We start from the raw sequence: 16,874 nt of genomic DNA on the forward strand, positions 1-16,874 counted from the left end.
AATAAAAACCCCGGCCCCTACCCCTACCATCAGGGCCAAGGAATTGCGGATATATTCAGCCAAAACGGTTTCCCAAAGATGGCTAAAAATTTCTCCCTGCCAGGAAAAAATTCCCAGAAAAACAAAAACCACGGGCACCGCAATCCAAGCGGCGATCAGCAAACTGACCAAAACCCAAATATTGAGGGAAATCTTAGGCGAGGCAGGGGAAGTGGTCAAAAAATTAAACACGGCGAACCAAACACAGAGATGAAGCTGGGTTATCAAAGATCGATCTAAGAGCCTGTTTGGAAAGTTTTATTCCGCCCCCTAAATCCCCCAATACTGGGGGACTTTCGCTCAGTTTCCCCCCAAATTTGGGGGGGCAGGGGGGCTTTTCAAACATGTTCTAAAAGATTTAAGGTAAAGCTTAACTGCTGGGGGGATCGGTGGGTTTAAAAGGGTCCTCCCCAATGCCCAATTCTTTTTTGCTTTCCTTCAGACTTTTCCAAAGTCGTTTGATTCTTTCATAGGCTTCCATGGTTTCAATTTTACCTGCGGTCTCCAGATTGCAGATAACGCTGACTTTTTGGGCGAATTCCTGCAAATTTGCATTAAAAACCAACTTTTCCGGCTTGAAATCCCCATAATATTTACTCTTGGGATAGAGGAATGCGTCTTTTTCCGGATTATCAGCCATATTATCTCTTCAACGGGCAAGAACAGTAACCATTGTAGGCGCATTGACCATTTCCTGGGGTCGGAGGGCAAAACAATATCCATCCCAAGCCCATGGCACCCAAGGGTTTTGCCCCATTGTGCCGCAATCTAGCCCAAACTGGGACAATGGTGGTTGTTCCCCTACATTATTTCCATTGTGTTCACTGGCATTATCCAATCCCTCGGTTATCTTTCTGCCCAACGGGCCGATCGCCTGGAAATTACCCTTGCCCCCGCCGATGCCCACAGGGTTTTGGGGGATATGGAACTGGGGGATAGCATTGCTGTAGATGGAGTTTGCCTCACCGTAGAGGCGATCGCCCACCAGGGATTTTTGGCCGACGTTTCCCCAGAAACCTTGCAACGCACCACCCTAGGCCGAGCTAAGGAAAGACGTACAGCGGTCAACATTGAAACTTCCCTCAGAGTTGGGGGAAAAGTGGGGGGGCATTTTGTCTCTGGACATGTGGACGGAGTAGGGCAATTATTGAGCAATGAACAAACTGATAATGCTTGGTTGCTCAGCTTCGGAGTGGTGGGTAGTTTACAGGGGCAATGGCAACAATATTTAGCTCCCTACCTTGTGCCCAAGGGCAGTATTGCCGTCAATGGCATCAGTTTAACGGTGGCGGACTGTGGCGAAGACTGGTTTAACGTGGCCGTGATTCCCCACACCTACAGCGAAACCAATTTACAGTTACTGCAACCGGGGGATTGGGTAAATTTGGAGGGGGATATTCTAGGTAAATATGCAGCCCGATTTTTGTCCCGAGGCCAAGCAATGGGTCAGACGAAAGATATCGACCTAGCATTTTTGCATGAACATGGCTACGGCTAAGATTATGATTGCAAAGTTCAGATCGATCCATTGAATCCAACTTTGGACGCCCCAAATTGTCTTTGCCTCACCGGATTGTTTTGCTAGGCTGGGGAAAGATTCTGCAAAATTTGCCCCTATGTTTTCTTTGCTTTTTTCTGGCTGGCGGCGATGGCTCCAAATTCTCGTCCTGGCGATCGCCTTGGTGTTGCTCTGGGCTCCGTCAGTGCTGGCCCAAGCCAATACGGTTAACTACACCTACGGAGATTTGGCCCGATCAGATTTCTCCCACCAGGACTTAAATAAGGCCGTATTTGCGGCGGCAGATTTGCGGGAAAGCAATTTTGAGGGTAGTGATCTCACTTTTTCCATTTTGACCGATGCGGTTTTTCTCCATGCCAATCTACGGGGAGCTAACTTGAGTGGTTCCCTGGTGGACCGAGTTACTCTGGATTTTGCCGACCTGCGGGATACCATTTTCACCGAGGCGATCGCCACCCGTACCCGTTTTTACGACACCGATATCACCGGGGCAGATTTCAGCGATGCAGTGATCGATGCCTACCAAGTCAAGCTCATGTGTGAACGGGCGGAAGGAGTTAACCCAGTGACAGGGGTGGCCACCAGGGACAGTTTGGGTTGCAGATAATTAACAGATAGTTAAAAGTGTCTAAAACTGGTTAATGTAATTTGAAAATTTTGGGTAAATTTTGTCAGTATTTTGGCAATCTATTTTGACTACTTTAAACTTTAAATCTTTTCAACAACATCCTCCCAAGAGCTATAAATTGCCGCCTGGCCACGGTAAATACCATCAGCATCGTGGAGGTTCCAAACGGTAACATTTTTAATCCAAAAGCGACGTCCCCCCTTGGCAATGCGAATGCCTTGGTAATTTTCCATAAAACCCTGACTAGTAACGGCATCTAACAATTTTTGTCGTTCTATTTGGTTCGGAACTTCCGCAGACTGACGGGAAGGTAATTGGCAAAATTCTGTCCAGGGCAATTCAAATAGTTTTTGGGCGGCAAGATTAGCGTAGTTAAAAATTGGATCGGGTTCCGTACCATGGGATACCACCACATAGGGAGCTTGGTAAATCGCTTCTGCAAAATCTATGCCGGTTAGATCGCTAGGGCCAAAGGTTTTGCCAGTTAAGCGCTCATAGTTTTGACGTAATAAATTAATATGGTCTAGATAAAACTGATTACTAGCATCGGGAACTGGGCGGATCATAGAGTTTATTTTTAGCTAAATAAGATTAATAAATAGGATTGAATTATTAACTATTTTTTATGCCAATGCCGTCCCCCAAATAATTAACACTTAAAACGGTAATAAAAATAGCTAAGCCGGGAAAAATTGCCATCAATGGTGCCGTTTCCAGATAATCCTTGGCGGTGTAAAGCATCTGCCCCCAAGTGGGCACATCCGGAGGAAAACCTAAGCCTAAAAAGCTCAGGGTTGATTCGGTGATAATGGCATTACCCACTGCCAAACTAGCGGCCACAATGATTAAATTCAAGACATTGGGCAGCAGATGACGCCAAATAATATGATTAGAGCCCGCTCCCATGGCGATCGCCGCTTTGACAAATTCCATTTCCCGTAGGCGTAAAATATTGCCCCGTACCAACCGAGCCACACTCATCCAATTGAGCAAACCAATGAGCAAAACCACCAAAATAAAAATGCCTTTTTCAGGGGACGTGGCCCTGGTAACCGGCTCCCGAAATAAATAGACCACCAACAACACCAAAGGCAATTGGGGCAAGGCTAAGAACAGATCTGTAATGCGCATTAATATCACATCCCACCAACCACCAAAATAACCGGCGATCGCCCCGATTAAGGTGCCCAAAGTGAGGGAAACTGCCATAGCATTCAGCCCCACCGCCAAGGAAATTCGGCCACCGATAAGTAAGCGAGCCAATTGATCTTGCCCCAAATCATTAGTTCCCAGGGGATGTTGCCAACTAGGGGCGGCCGCTGTTTGAGTAAAATCAATTTGGTCGATGGGAACCCGATAAAAGATCGGACCAAAAACCACCGCCAAAACAATTATGATCAGGGCAATTAAGCTCAAGGAAGCTAACGGCTTTTGCCAAATAATTTTTTTGAACCTGAAACTTGTCTGGCGATCGCTGACAGGCGATGGATTGGAAACGGGTAAATTCTTAGTCATGGGCGAGGGAAACACTAACAATTTGCCAAGGATTAACCGTATTGTCTCCTGGTTGGGGTTCTTCCAACAGATTTACGTTGGTTTGAATATGGTGGTCACAAATTGTGGTGACACCTAACTGGGCAGATTTTCCGATAGTTTCATAGCAACGCATTATCCAATTTTTTGGGTTATCTTCCTGTCGCTTCAGGGCCATTAAACAAAGATTTTCACTACCAATGGTCAACCAAGGTTTGCCTAACCATGGTTCTGACTGATTTGATATTGCATTTAAATTCTTAGGAAAATAAGACCTCAAGGGACGATGAATACCATAACCCATGGCTACCGTTTTTGCCGATCGCCAATCTCCTGGGTGAGGATAAAAGTAATAACTAAATTGATGTTTGCCTCGGTCAGTGTTGGCATCTGGCCACACACTACTACGCAAAAGTGTTAAGCGCATTAAATTCTCTTTGACATCACAGCCATATTTGCAATTGTTCAGCAGACTAACACCATAACTTTGTGTTTGATCGGTTAAAGAAAACCAATGTTGGTGGGGCACTTCCCATTGCGCTTTTTCCATCTCCGTTTGGGGATTAATCGGGCGATCGACCACAGCACAGGGAGCTTCCGTAGTAAAAAATTCACCGTACAAAGCCACAGGAAAAGCCGCTTTCACCATCACATGGGTTTCTTGCCAATCCACTACTGTTTTTATTTCCAGTAACGGAGAATCTTTGGTTAAGCAATAGTCCTGGATGAAAACCGATTGTTGAAATTTTCTTGTCACCCGCAAACGCCAACGCAGGGGACCTTGTTCCAACCATTGGTGATTAATTAATTGGGCAGAGGGTAAAGAGTATTGCTCGTAATCAGGATCAATATTCCAGGCATCCCAATATTGGCCCTGGTCTCGGAAAAATTGTAATTGATTACCATGGCCAGCTAAAACTTGACGATGGTTAACCAAATCATCAATGCTGATTATTTCGCCACTCTCCGGACTAATTTCAACTTTTAAGCAACCATTATCTAGAATAGTTTCTTGATTAAAAACTTGAGATTGTTGATTATCTGATGGAATTTCTTCACACTGCAACCAGTAACCAATACAGGTTAAAGAAGGCGAATTAACTACAAATAATAAGGTGTCTGACGCTGTTAATTGAGTATCAATTAATCTCTCATTTTGCCAATCATAAACTTGATATTTTTTACCTGGCTGAACTGGAATTTCTACCAACTGATTCTGCGGCCAATGAAGAGGATTAAAAATCAATAAAGGTATGTTTTCATCAGTCGGATTATAAGGATATTTAACTTGGCTACTGAGGCTAGCTAGAGATTGATTAATAATTTCATGACTAGTTTGATAAACTTCTTGCCAAGCTTGATTAGCCGTAACAAAAACTTCAGGAATAGATGTGCCTGGCAAAATATCGTGAAATTGATTGAGTAAAACTTTCTTCCAAGCTGATTCTAGTTGAATTTGCGGATATTCATAATTGCCTAACCAGCTAGCAAAACTACTCCAAAGTTCTGCTTCGTACAGTAAATGCTCACATTGGCGATTATAAAACTTCTGGTCACCATGGACAGTGAAACAACCCCGATGTAATTCTAAATATAATTCCCTCTCCCACACAGGAAAAGATTGATCCGATGGTAGGTCTTGCCTGATTCTAGCCAAAAAATTCTCCGCCGTTCCGGTGTTAATGGTCGGAAAAAATTCTGAATTTTGCCACCGTTCCTTCATGCGCCACATATCCCGGCTAGGACCGCCACCATGGTCTCCCACCCCCGGTAACCAGAGGCATTCCTTCAGTCCAGTTTGATTTTGCCAACGATTAGCATAATTGGCCATGGGTAAAGGTTGATTGTCCATCACCCCCGCTAAATTGGGCGGTGCCATCACAGTGAAAATTTCGGTCCCATCCGGCGATCGCCAGTGGAAAGCCCCGTGGGGAAAGGGATTGGTATCGTTCCAGTGGAGTTTACCCGTAACAAAATAATCTATCCCGCCCTGACGAAAAATTTGGGGCAACTGACCACAAAAACCAAAACTATCAGGAAGCCAACCAACTTTACTGGTCTGACCGAATTTCCTCTGAAAATACCTCTGGCCGTAAAGCAATTGTCTAGCTAAAGATTCGCCGCTAATAATATTTACTTCCGGTTCTACCCACATACCCCCCAATAGCTCCCAGTTTCCCTTTGCAACTGCCATTTGAATTTGCTTAAATAACTCTGGTCTATTCGCTTCGATCCATTCATATAAAACTGGACTGGTGTGGCCAAACACTAAATCGGGAAATTCCCGTTGCAAATTAATTACAGAAAGGAAAGTTCTTTCTCCCACTTCCCAGGTTTCCTCCAGGGGCCAAAGCCAAGCCATATCCAAATGGGCATGGCCTAATAAATTCATTTGTTGCCGTTTCAAGCCCTCAGTTAATGGCAATAATTTTTGACGCAACACCATTAACGATTGATCAAACGCACTTTGATCAGTAACCTGTTCCCACAAAATTTTTTCTAGAACTTGGCTAACTATAGCTACGTTTTCTGGTTCAAATTGGGTTAAATACAAACTTAACACTTCAATTTCATCAGCAATAAACCCCGGATCTAATGCTGGATATTGCCGCTCAAATATTAATTGAGATTGCATTAATCCGCCAATGTCATGGCTAGGACTGGTTAACTTTAATGCTACGTTGAAAGTTTCACCAATTTGGCTATTATCAGTTAATAAAATTCGGGCTTTTGAGTCAAATAAATCCCCCGCTTGGACCAACTTACCATTGACAAAAATTTGGGCATTCTGAGCCCACCAAGTTAAGGCTAGCCTTAATGTCAAACCTTCTAACGGATAATCTGCTAAAGCTTTAGAAACGGTAAAAGTCTGGGCAAACCATTGGATTTTTTCTCCCTTTTCCCAAACCAAATAGCCTTTTTCATTGACTTTTCCCAAGGGATAACTGCGCCAATCTACAATTTCCCAAGGAGCAGAAGGTAAACAATGCCAATGGTGCTGACAATCTTGCCGACAGAAACGCCTTAGTTGTTCCAGTACCAGGGCAATGCTAATCTCCGGTAGTAATGAATTTGATGATTCTGCCATTATTCATCTGCACTCAGAGCGGCTAGATCCAGTAAGACTTCTCCCTTCATTAACCGTCGACTGGCTTCCAACAAAGTTTCCTCAATGTAGGGCTTCACAAAGTAACCTTTGGCACCTTTTTCCGCTGCCATACGCTGCATTTTTTGTGCTCCCCGGGAGGTAATCATGGCCACCGGAATACGGGAAAGGTTGGCATCTTCTTGAATACGCTCCAGCAATTCCAGACCGTTCATGCGGGGCATTTCAATGTCACAGAGAATTAAATCACAGGGCAGGCCTGACTTGAGTTTTTCCCAGGCATCCTGGCCATCCCGGGCGGTTTCTGTGTGGTAATCGGCTTTTTTAAAGGTCATGGAAAGCATTTCCCGCACCATCACCGAATCATCGATAATTAACACCGTTGAACGTAGGGTGCCAGGACTATTTTTCACAATGGTGGGAGCTTCTTCAGAGAAGTTGCCCCGGGCTTTTTTGAAACGGGACAGAATGGAATTGGTTTTGCGGGTACTGCCAGGAAGTAACACTTCTCCACTCAACATCCGGTTAGCCGCATCCAAAATGTCTTTTTCCGTATAGGGCTTAGTGAAATAACCCGTTGCCCCTAGTTTGGCCGCCACCTTACGATGGCGATCGGCTCCCCGGGAAGTGAGTAAGGCCACTGGAATGGAGGAGAGTTCTTCGTCTGCTTGTAGTTCCGACAACAACTCCAAGCCATTTTTACGCGGCATTTCAATGTCACAGAAAACCAAATCACAGGGGAGCCCAGACTTCAACTGGTCCCAGGCTTCTTGCCCATCTCGGGCCTGTTCCACCCGGAAACCAGCTTTTTTGAAGCTGAGGGATAGCAGTTCCCGCACCGTGATGGAGTCGTCCACAATCAGCACAGTGGGGTCCATGTGGACTTCATTGGCTGTGGGTGTGAGAGTTTTACGCCATAGTCCGCCACTACTGTCGGTGCGGAGACGACCCTGGGCGATTTCGATCAGTTCCAAAACATCGGCAATGGGCATGATGCTGCCATCCCCCCGCACAGTGGCCCCGGCAATACCAGGGGGTTTGGGAATGGGTCCCTCAATCTGTTTGATGACAATTTCTTCTTCCCCTAGGATCTGGTCAATCTGCAGGGCTAGCAGGTTACCAGAACTGCCCCGGGCGATGATAACCCGCACCACATCTTCCTCTTGCTTGCCGCCATACACACTTCCCCGGCTCAATTGACGGTTATAGTTGAGCAAATCTTTGAGGGGATAGAGGGGTAAAAGCAGGGCTTCCTTGCCGTATTTGACGCACTTTTGACCATCTTCATCGGTGACAATGTCCTTGGGCAGGTAGTCCCTGGTATCTTCTACTCCGTCCATGGGAAAGGCGATGCGAGCCCGATCGCTCAGGCAACAAAGGGCTTTGCAAATGCTCAGGGTGAGGGGCAAACGGATGGTAAAAGTGGTGCCCTTACCCACAGTGGAGTCGATGTTAATGGCTCCCCGGATATCAATCAGACTGGTACGTACCACGTCCAGACCCACCCCCCTACCGGCAAAGTCGTCTGCCGTATCCTTGGTGCTAAAACCAGCATGGAACAAGAGGTCATAGACTTCCGATTGGGAGAGGCTCTGGGCCTCCATCCGGGTGATGAGACCCTTTTCAACCGCCTTTTGTTTGACCATTTCTGTGTTGATACCGGCCCCATCATCAGAGACAGTAATCAGAGTCTGGTTCCCTTGAAGAAAGGCCCGCACGGCGAGATGTCCTTCGGGGGATTTGCCCAATTGTTGCCGTTCCGCTGGGGTTTCAATGCCGTGGGTGATGGCATTGTTAACCAAGTGGGTCATGGGGTTGTAGAGGTGCTCCAAAATCATTTTGTCGATCAGCACATCGCCCCCTTCCACTTCCAGGTTGACTTTTTTATTCAGCTTCATGGACACTTCCCGGATAGCCCGTGGCAGACGATCGGCCGTTTGGGTGAAGGGCACCATGCGGGATTTGGTCATCCCTTCTTGGAGTTGGGTGGTTACCTGTCTCAGGGTCCTGGCAACTTGATCAGTCTCGTCCACCAGGTACTGAATGTCTGACGCAGACTCCCGCACCCGTACAATTAGTTCAATCATCTCCTGGGAAAGTAGATGAAAGCCCGTAAAACGGTCCATTTCCAGGGCATCTAAGGGCTGTTCGTTCATGGTGGAAGAACCGGAGGCTGTGGCCCTGGCATCGGGGTAGGTCGTTTTCGAGGATTGATAACGGTTGCTGGTGCTGCGACTAGCCAATAGGGCCCCCTCCAGCAAAGTTCTCTCGTATAAGTCCTGCATACGCCCCCCCACATCGCTGAGGTTTTGGGCCTGGTTAAGCAGATTATCCAAAAATTGCCGCAAACGCTCTTGATCCTGTTCGAGGCGGTTCCGTTTGACTACTAGTTCCCCAATTAAGTTACTAAGATTGTCCAGTTGTTTAATGGGCACCCGCATGGTCTGCTCAAAACTACGGGATTTAACTTGCCTGGGCCGGGCAGGTAATCGAGCCCCTCCCATACCGGCTATGCCTCCCCCAAGATTGCTATCCGCTTGTTCCAGCAATGCTTCCAAGTCTTTGAATTCGTCCTCATCTTCCTCTTCCACAGCCACGGGTAAGCGAAAAGGATGGCTGATGGTGGCAAAGGATTTTTGCGCTGGGGTATCGATGAGGCTTTCTAGTTCAGCAAAGGAAAAATTCTCGTCCAGGACAGGGGCATCAATCAGTCCATCTAGGTCATCGATCGCCGCAAACAGCATTACTTTGCCTGTGGATGGGGGCGCCGGCTCAACACCGGCAAAGGTGTGCAAACCAGGGCTGGTGATGGTGGGCTCAGCATCCCCTACCCCTAGTAAATCCTGCAACTCCGCCAAGTCATGGTCATTGAGGCCACCACTGGTTTGATAGGCGGGGGCACTGGTTTCGGGAATGGAGGCAAGGGGATCCGCTTCCATCATTTGGTTAATTTCTAGCCAACTGGAGCTTTCAAAGGGATCGATCGCCGTTGGGGGGGCATCTTCATCCGTAAAGAGAGCGTCTAGTTCCGCTTCCGGGGAATTGAAATCTAGGGTCATGCGGACCGGTGGCTCTTCCTCCCCAGGGGACGATGGGCCAAACCCTTCCCCCTGGATGACGGTGGGCTCTCCTTCAAACAGATCACCAAAATCCAATTCCTCAATGCCGTTATTTTCCTCGTCACCGCCAATGAGGGAAGTAAAGGCATCTTCCCCCTCCTCTTCCTCAAACCAATTTTCGAATGCCTGGGCTGGGTTGGGATCGCTAGTCATTGCTTCTTGCTACTCTTCCACACGGTATCCAAATTCTAACAACTGCTGGCGAGACTGCCGCCATTTTGGTTCAACTTTCACAAATAGTTTTAAATAAACATCCCCGGAAATTAATTTTTGAATTTGTTGCCGAGCCGCACTCCCGATCGCCTGGAGCATACTACCTTTTTGCCCAATGATAATGCCCTTTTGGGAGCCCCTTTCCACTGTAATGGCAGCAAAAACATTGGTACGCTGGGGGGTTTCCTCCACCTTCTCAATGGCGATCGCCACGGAATGGGGCACTTCCTGGCGAGTAAGCAGCAAAATCTGTTCCCGAATTAACTCGCCCATAATGAAGCGTTCTGGCTGATCAGTGACCAAATCCGGCGGATAGTAATAGGGTCCAGGCTCCAGTCTTGTTTCCAGGGCACTCTGAAAATCACTTAAACCTTCCCCTGTCAAAGCGGAAAATTTAAAGCAGGGCCAGCCATGGTCTTCTGTCAGGGTTTCATAGCTAGCGTTAAGTTCTTCGCGCTGGTCTGGGGGCTGTTGATCCTGTTTATTCAGACCCACCACCACCGGCCCATCACTTTTTTGGAGCAAATCCACCACAAACTGGTCTCCCCGACCCAAAGTTGCACTGCTATCCACCAAAAAAACGATCAGATCAACGCTATGGATAGCTTGGATGGCGTTTTTCACCAATACTCTCCCCAACTCATGGTGGGGCTTGTGAATACCAGGGGTATCGAGCAAAATCATCTGACAGGTGGGGGTGGTGACAATGCCTTGGAGTCGATTGCGGGTGGTTTGGGCCACCGGAGAAGTAATGGCAATTTTCTGTCCCACCAATTGGTTCATCAAAGTTGATTTGCCCACATTGGGACGGCCCACAATGGCCACAAAACCGGAACGAAAATCTGGAGGAGCCTGGGGAATAGTTGCAGTGGTGTTGGGGATATCCATCAAAAAAATTGAGCCTAAAAATTCCGCAGTTTATGGTGATCGGGAAGAAAAACTTTAAAAATGTTACTGAATTAATCAGCCACGGGGAAAAGTCAAGGGAGTAAACCATCCCAAGAGAAAACGGCTTGCCAGCTTGACAAAAAAATATGTTGGGTTAACCCCCCTGTGCCATTCGGTAATCCTTCATCCTAGCCCTTGTGGAATCCCTTAATAATTCGTCATCATGGTGATATTGATTTTTTGGGTATCTTTTAGCTATGCGGCTGTAGGAGCGTGATGTTGGTTTCGGTGGCAATACCCCGGACCAAGATCACAAAAATTATTGATTATCCCTGAACCTTGTCACCATTTGCGGCGTCTAAAGGCCCACTCGCTAGGACACGGTGTAAAAAATTGACGACTGCACTACCTACCCTATTCTCCACCATCAATGACTTAGTCTAAGGCATTTTTGGGAAAGATGGTAACAGTGACAGTTATTCTGTTGCTCTTCATTAAGGAGTCATTCCGAATGCCCACCGCCAATCTCTCCTCCCCTACCTCCACCCCCACTTTCACCGCCGATATGGTGAGGTCCTATCTCCATGAAATTGGTCGGGTACCCCTGCTAACCCATGAGCAAGAAATTATCCTCGGCAAACAAGTCCAACAAATGATGGCTCTGCTGGATCAGAGAAAAGTCCTGGCCGACAAGCTGGGCCGAGAGCCCTCCGATGGGGAATGGGCTGAAGCGGCGGATTTGTCGGTGACGAAACTACAGCGTTACCTGGGCCAAGGGGAACGGGCCAAACGCAAGATGATTGAAGCTAACCTCCGTTTGGTAGTGGCGATCGCCAAGAAATATCAGAAGCGGAATATGGAATTTTTGGATCTGATCCAAGAAGGTAGCCTCGGTTTAGAAAGGGGAGTAGAAAAATTTGACCCCACCAAGGGCTATAAATTCTCCACCTACGCCTACTGGTGGATCCGCCAAGCCATCACCCGGGCGATCGCCCAACAGGGTCGGACTATCCGTTTGCCCATTCACATCACCGAAAAGTTAAACAAAATCAAAAAAACCCAACGGGAACTCTCCCAACAGTTGGGTCGCAGTGCCACCCCCGCCGAAGTGGCCCAGGCCCTGGAAATTGATCCGAGTCAAATTCGCGAGTACCTCAGCCTGTCCCGCCAACCCATTTCCCTCGATGTGCGGGTGGGAGATAACCAGGACACGGAATTATCGGAACTGCTGGAGGACGAAGGAGTTTCCCCCGATGCCTACATCACCCAGGAGTCCATGCGCCAGGACTTGCAAAATTTACTGGCGGAATTAACGCCCCAACAACAGGCGGTGCTGACCATGCGCTTTGGTCTTAACGATGGCCAGGAGCTGTCTTTAGCCAAAATTGGCCAGCATCTCAACATCAGCCGGGAAAGGGTCCGCCAATTAGAAAACCAAGCTCTTACCCAACTGAAGCGTCGGCGGGCTAATATGGCAGAGTATATTATCGCCAGTTAGTTGCCCAATTACGGTGCCACTCGGCCAGCATCTGGCCAAGCTAAATAGGACTGAGTTTTTTTCCCTCTGCCATGGTGGGGGGGAAATTTTTTTGCTTGGGCAGGGGAGCATTGAGGGCGGTTTCCAGATCAGCTTTGCCCAGGCGTTGTTCCAGAATATCCATTACTTCCCGACCGAAATCATTGGGGTTTTGTTGCCAAGCCTGGAGGCAAACTTCCCCAAAAAATGAGCCGAGGGGTTCTGGATTCCAGAGTAACTTTTTGGCCGTCCAGGGCATCATGCTCATGGGGTCATAGCCTGGTTTGAGGATTTCTTTGTCCAGGGCATAGGTTTCTAAATGGGTGTGGGGTTGTAGCCCAATGAAGAAAATGGCCGGCTCCACCTTATCGGCTCCGAAAATGGCTTCTAGTTCCCGGTGGTAGGCAATGGTTTGACGGATGGTATCCAGGGTTTCATCGATAACGTTGAAGGAATAATTGACGGAAACCAAATCGTTAAAGCCCGCTCCCTTTAGATCTCGACAGTTCTGCAACACAGTGCGGAGGTTGTAGCCCATGCGCATTTTCCGCACCAATTCCTGGGAGCCGCTGGTGATGCCAATTTCAAAGTAATTCATCCCCGTTTGCACCATCAGTTCACATAACCGTGGGGTTAAATTATCAGCTCGGATATAGGCCGCCCAGTGAATATCCTCCATACCCGAAGCGGCGATCACCTCCAACAGTTCCACCACGTCATCGATGAAAACTTTAGCTGGAATAAATTGGGCATCAGTAAACCAAAAATTGCGGATGCCCCGGTCGTAGAGCTGTCGCATTTCCTGCACCACTTCAGCGGCGGGGTTAATTCTGACCTGTTTCCCTTCCACAACGGTGTAAACGCAGTAACAGCAATTGTGGGGACAACCCCGCTTTGTTTGTACCCCTAGGTAAAAATCATCCTCCTGGAGGTAATAGTCAAAGGCCGGCCAAATGGACTCGATATAGTCATAATCACAGGCGGTTTTGACCATGGGGGAAGGCTGTTCATGGATTAACCGGGGCCGGGGCTGACTGCGGCCCACCACGTAACATCGTTCATCCTCGATGGCTTGCCCCCGCAGGTATTTTTCCAGTAACGTCTCCCCTTCCCCTACTGACACAATGGTGCCCACTGGCAACTTGGTTTTTAGCTGTTCATAAAAAACACTAACTGCTCCGCCCCCGACAATGATTTGGGGATCACTGCAATAACGCTTTGCCCTCCGCAACCCCCGTTTGATTAAGCCCAAATTGCGCCACAATTCGCCGTAATAGGCGCTGGTAACTTTCAAACCCCCCAGAGCTCCCCTCAGTTTCACCAGGGGATTTTTGCCGTAGTAAAACTCAAACGCATTCTGGAGAGGATTGCCGCCCCTTCCCCCCACCGGGGCATAAATTTGAATATCCCGCCAGGAAAAAACTAAAATTGTCGGTTGGAATTCATCAATACACTCATCCAAAGCGCGGTTGAAATCTAGGGGAGGAATAGTGCCTAAATCAAAAATCCGCTGGGCGATCGCCGGAAAGCATTTATGGACATGGTCCGCCAGATAAACCACCCCAATGGGGAAAATTGGGTTACAGGGAAGACGAACGTACAAAAGGCGATCGGTCATGGCGTTGGGACACTGGTAGGGTGAGATCAGCGACGGGAGGGATTAGCCCCACCTCCTCACAATTGTAATATATCTTAATGATTGGCTGGGGCTGCCGAGCCCAGATTTTAACCGTTCCAGCCCCAGGTAATTGCCAAAGACAAAATAAAATACCCAGAAAAAACTTCCCTAAACCCATGGCAAAGCCAGAGTCAAAAAATTTGATTGTAATTATCTTTACAGCGGATCGGGATCAGCGAGTGTTAGCTTTGTCCAGAATAGTAAAAAGATCTTTTTTTAATAAAATCCCATGCCTGCCATGTCTCAAATTCTTGATCCCATCCCCAACGACCAGCCGTCAGCCCTATTCTGTTGCTACGTTAATGCCACCAATCAAATTCAAGTGGCTCGCATTACCAATGTCCCCAATTGGTATTTTGAAAGAGTTGTGTTCCCTGGTCAACGGTTAGTATTTGAGGCGGTGCCCAGTGCTCAGTTGGAAATTCACACTGGCATGATGGCGAGCTCAATTATTTCCGACACCATTCCCTGTGAACAGCTCAGCATCAACCCCGATGGACTGGACTCGGAAGGATTTGCTTCCCCAGAACCAGAAGACCAAAACGACTCCGCCGGAATCCCTTCCCAATCTTTAGTAGCCTAGGAAAACTCAAACCAGAGAGTGAAAAAAAGTCGCCGTTAACCTGACATACTCCCCGATGGAGAACCGGCACCATCATATAATTGAGCGGAAAGCATGGTAACCAGGCCCCGAACTCAATTAGTGGAATTAACGACGGTATGAAGATTTTATTTGTGGCGGCGGAAGTCTCCCCCCTAGCAAAGGTAGGTGGTATGGGGGACGTGGTGGGTTCCCTGCCCAAAGTTCTGCATCAGTTGGGCCATGATGTCCGTGTTTTCATGCCCTACTACGGTTTCATTAGCGACAAAATTGATGTGCCCCTGGAGCCGGTCTGGAAAGGGGAAGCCATGTTCCAGCAGTTTGCCGTTTACCAAGCTAACCTCCCTGATACCGACATTCCCCTTTATTTGTTTGGCCATCCTGTGTTCGATTCCCGTCGTATCTATGGGGGGGAAGATGAGGCTTGGCGTTTTACCTTTTTTTCCAACGGGGCGGCGGAATTTGCCTGGAACCACTGGAAGCCAGAAATTATCCACTGCCATGATTGGCACACCGGCATGATCCCCGTTTGGATGCACCAATCCCCGGACATTGCCACTGTATTTACCATCCACAATCTTGCCTACCAAGGGCCCTGGCGGGCTTTGTTGGAAAGTATGACTTGGTGTCCCTGGTATATGCAGGGAGATAATGTAATGGCGGCGGCGATCCAGTTTGCCAATCGGGTGACCACGGTCTCCCCCACCTATGCCCAACAGATTCAAACCCCTGCCTATGGGGAAAAACTAGAGGGGTTATTGTCCTACCTCAGTGGTAATTTAGTCGGCATTCTCAACGGCATTGATACGGAGACTTATAACCCAGCCGAAGACCGCTTTATTAGTAGCGCCTTTGACGCGGAAAGTTTAGATAAACGGGTAAAAAATAAAATTGCCATCCAGGAGGAGACGGGGTTAGAAATTAACCGTAATGCCATGCTGGTAGGCATAGTAGCGCGCTTGGTGGAACAGAAAGGTATTGATCTGGTGATTCAGATTCTTGACCGCTTCATGTCCTATACCGATTCCCAGTTAATTATCCTCGGCACTGGCGATCGCCATTACGAAACCCAACTTTGGCAGATGGCGTCCCGATTTCCTGGACGGATGGCGGTGCAATTACTCCATAACGATGCCCTTTCCCGTCGAGTCTATGCCGGAGCCGATGTGTTTTTAATGCCTTCCCGCTTTGAGCCCTGTGGCTTGAGTCAACTAATGGCCATGCGCTATGGCTGTATCCCCATTGTGCGGCGTACCGGTGGATTGGTGGATACGGTATCTTTCTACGATCCCATCAATGAAGCGGGTACTGGCTATTGCTTTGACCGCTATGAGCCCCTGGACTGCTTTACCGCCATGGTGAGGGCCTGGGAAGGTTTTCGCTTCAAGGCCGATTGGCAAAAATTACAGCAACGGGCCATGGGGGCAGACTTTAGTTGGTACCGTTCCGCCGGGGAATATATCAAGGTCTATAAAGGCGTGTTGGGCAAGCCCCAGGAGTTGAGTCCCATGGAGGAGGAAAAAATTGCCAAGTTAACCGCCTCCTATCGTTGACCTTCCCAGGGCTAGGAGTTTGTTGGCAAGGTTTTAATCTGCCCCCGAAATCGCCTCACTCCCTGGTATGGGTAGATCTTTCCTTTCCTTACTTCCCCCAGCTTGGAGAGCAGATGGGCTTTTGAAATACCTTTAAGGTTGAAGGTTTCAGCGAGAATTAACTCCGAGGGAACTAGGCTTTGCTGGGCAATGCCACGATGTTATCGCCTCGCCAAATACCCAACTTCAAAAAAATTAGTGCCCAATGCTTGTGATGGGACAAAAGCTATGTTAACGTTATAAATCGTGCCAATGAGGCACAACGGGTCGCTAGCTCAGCGGTAGAGCACTCGGCTTTTAACCGATTGGTCCTGGGTTCGAATCCCAGGCGACCCATATTTTCGCCAAACTATTAGACATAAATAAGTTGTCGACGGGCGTCTCGGTGGATTTTCTTCCCAACCTGGCCGGGGTTCTTGTTAACTGGTTCCCCATGGATTGC

Annotated in this window: 11 protein-coding genes, 1 tRNA gene and 2 pseudogenes; 6 read left to right on the plus strand and 8 right to left on the minus strand. The window is 48.0% G+C overall.

What is annotated here, in order from left to right:
* Together IQ217_RS06890 and IQ217_RS06895 are read right to left on the minus strand one after the other, a co-directional pair.
* Nucleotides 1-231: pseudogene (locus tag IQ217_RS06890) on the minus strand (iron ABC transporter permease); the annotation flags it as partial.
* 178 nt (nt 232-409) lie between these two features.
* A complete protein-coding gene (locus IQ217_RS06895; RefSeq protein WP_194019382.1) occupies nt 410-679 on the minus strand; it encodes a DUF7219 family protein in 270 nt (89 codons plus the stop codon).
* 177 nt (nt 680-856) lie between these two features.
* Here IQ217_RS06895 and ribE point away from each other — a divergent pair, with 177 nt between their 5' ends.
* Complete coding sequence (ribE, locus tag IQ217_RS06900) at nt 857-1,537, plus strand: riboflavin synthase (protein WP_194019424.1); 681 nt, start codon at nt 857-859, stop codon at nt 1,535-1,537.
* Nucleotides 1,538-1,655: 118 nt separating this feature from the next.
* Nucleotides 1,656-2,165: a pentapeptide repeat-containing protein gene (locus tag IQ217_RS06905; RefSeq protein WP_194019383.1), complete on the plus strand. Its 510-nt coding sequence runs from the start codon at nt 1,656-1,658 to the stop codon at nt 2,163-2,165.
* Nucleotides 2,166-2,266: 101 nt separating this feature from the next.
* On the opposite strand, the gene IQ217_RS06910 is transcribed toward IQ217_RS06905, so the two are convergent.
* Genes IQ217_RS06910 through era form a run of 5 tightly spaced genes read right to left on the minus strand, consistent with a single transcriptional unit; the run spans nt 2,267 to nt 11,045 of the window.
* On the minus strand, nt 2,267-2,752 hold the full coding sequence (locus IQ217_RS06910) for an MEKHLA domain-containing protein (RefSeq protein ID WP_194019384.1): 486 nt from the start codon (nt 2,750-2,752) through the stop codon (nt 2,267-2,269).
* 46 nt (nt 2,753-2,798) lie between these two features.
* On the minus strand, nt 2,799-3,701 hold the full coding sequence (locus IQ217_RS06915; RefSeq protein ID WP_228023961.1) for an ABC transporter permease: 903 nt from the start codon (nt 3,699-3,701) through the stop codon (nt 2,799-2,801).
* Nucleotides 3,694-6,807 carry an alpha-mannosidase gene (locus IQ217_RS06920; RefSeq protein WP_194019385.1) on the minus strand — a complete coding sequence of 1,038 codons (3,114 nt, stop codon included), beginning with the start codon at nt 6,805-6,807 and terminating at the stop codon, nt 3,694-3,696. The genes IQ217_RS06915 and IQ217_RS06920 overlap by 8 nt, the downstream gene beginning before the upstream one ends.
* Nucleotides 6,807-10,097, minus strand: coding sequence for a hybrid sensor histidine kinase/response regulator (locus IQ217_RS06925; protein WP_194019386.1), 3,291 nt, complete (start codon nt 10,095-10,097; stop codon nt 6,807-6,809). The genes IQ217_RS06920 and IQ217_RS06925 overlap by 1 nt, the downstream gene beginning before the upstream one ends.
* A gap of 9 nt (nt 10,098-10,106) precedes the next feature.
* Nucleotides 10,107-11,045 carry a GTPase Era gene (gene era, locus IQ217_RS06930; RefSeq protein ID WP_190596878.1) on the minus strand — a complete coding sequence of 313 codons (939 nt, stop codon included), beginning with the start codon at nt 11,043-11,045 and terminating at the stop codon, nt 10,107-10,109.
* 460 nt (nt 11,046-11,505) lie between these two features.
* On the opposite strand from era, the gene IQ217_RS06935 reads away from it, so the two are divergent.
* On the plus strand, nt 11,506-12,543 hold the full coding sequence (locus IQ217_RS06935; protein ID WP_338116531.1) for an RNA polymerase sigma factor, RpoD/SigA family: 1,038 nt from the start codon (nt 11,506-11,508) through the stop codon (nt 12,541-12,543).
* A 40-nt stretch (nt 12,544-12,583) separates the two neighbouring features.
* Here IQ217_RS06935 and IQ217_RS06940 read toward each other — a convergent pair whose 3' ends face one another.
* The gene (locus IQ217_RS06940; protein ID WP_194019388.1) at nt 12,584-14,179 is read right to left on the minus strand and encodes a photosystem II high light acclimation radical SAM protein; all 1,596 of its coding nucleotides are present in this window, start codon (nt 14,177-14,179) and stop codon (nt 12,584-12,586) included.
* A gap of 176 nt (nt 14,180-14,355) precedes the next feature.
* Between IQ217_RS06940 and IQ217_RS06945 the strand changes: the two are divergent.
* From IQ217_RS06945 to IQ217_RS06955, 3 genes and pseudogenes are all read left to right on the plus strand, one after another.
* Nucleotides 14,356-14,822, plus strand: a pseudogene (locus IQ217_RS06945) (DUF1830 domain-containing protein).
* A gap of 137 nt (nt 14,823-14,959) precedes the next feature.
* Complete coding sequence (gene glgA, locus IQ217_RS06950) at nt 14,960-16,393, plus strand: glycogen synthase GlgA (RefSeq protein ID WP_194019389.1); 1,434 nt, start codon at nt 14,960-14,962, stop codon at nt 16,391-16,393.
* Between the two features lie 303 nt (nt 16,394-16,696).
* A tRNA-Lys gene (locus IQ217_RS06955) sits at nt 16,697-16,768 on the plus strand.
* Nucleotides 16,769-16,874: the final 106 nt, after the last annotated feature.

It is taken from the genome of Synechocystis salina LEGE 00031 (assembly GCF_015207985.1).
In the GTDB taxonomy this organism is placed as follows: domain Bacteria; phylum Cyanobacteriota; class Cyanobacteriia; order Cyanobacteriales; family Microcystaceae; genus Synechocystis; species Synechocystis salina.

Excerpts from the sequence above, each read along its gene's own strand:
- IQ217_RS06895 (WP_194019382.1), bottom strand. The coding sequence starts at position 679 with ATGGCTGATAATCCGGAAAAAGACGCATTCCTCTATCCCAAGAGTAAA.
- IQ217_RS06905 (WP_194019383.1), top strand. The coding sequence starts at position 1,656 with ATGTTTTCTTTGCTTTTTTCTGGCTGGCGGCGATGGCTCCAAATTCTC.
- IQ217_RS06910 (WP_194019384.1), bottom strand. The coding sequence starts at position 2,752 with ATGATCCGCCCAGTTCCCGATGCTAGTAATCAGTTTTATCTAGACCAT.
- IQ217_RS06915 (WP_228023961.1), bottom strand. The coding sequence starts at position 3,701 with ATGACTAAGAATTTACCCGTTTCCAATCCATCGCCTGTCAGCGATCGC.
- IQ217_RS06920 (WP_194019385.1), bottom strand. The coding sequence starts at position 6,807 with ATGGCAGAATCATCAAATTCATTACTACCGGAGATTAGCATTGCCCTG.
- IQ217_RS06925 (WP_194019386.1), bottom strand. The coding sequence starts at position 10,097 with ATGACTAGCGATCCCAACCCAGCCCAGGCATTCGAAAATTGGTTTGAG.
- era (WP_190596878.1), bottom strand. The coding sequence starts at position 11,045 with ATGGATATCCCCAACACCACTGCAACTATTCCCCAGGCTCCTCCAGAT.
- IQ217_RS06935 (WP_338116531.1), top strand. The coding sequence starts at position 11,506 with ATGGTAACAGTGACAGTTATTCTGTTGCTCTTCATTAAGGAGTCATTC.
- IQ217_RS06940 (WP_194019388.1), bottom strand. The coding sequence starts at position 14,179 with ATGACCGATCGCCTTTTGTACGTTCGTCTTCCCTGTAACCCAATTTTC.
- glgA (WP_194019389.1), top strand. The coding sequence starts at position 14,960 with ATGAAGATTTTATTTGTGGCGGCGGAAGTCTCCCCCCTAGCAAAGGTA.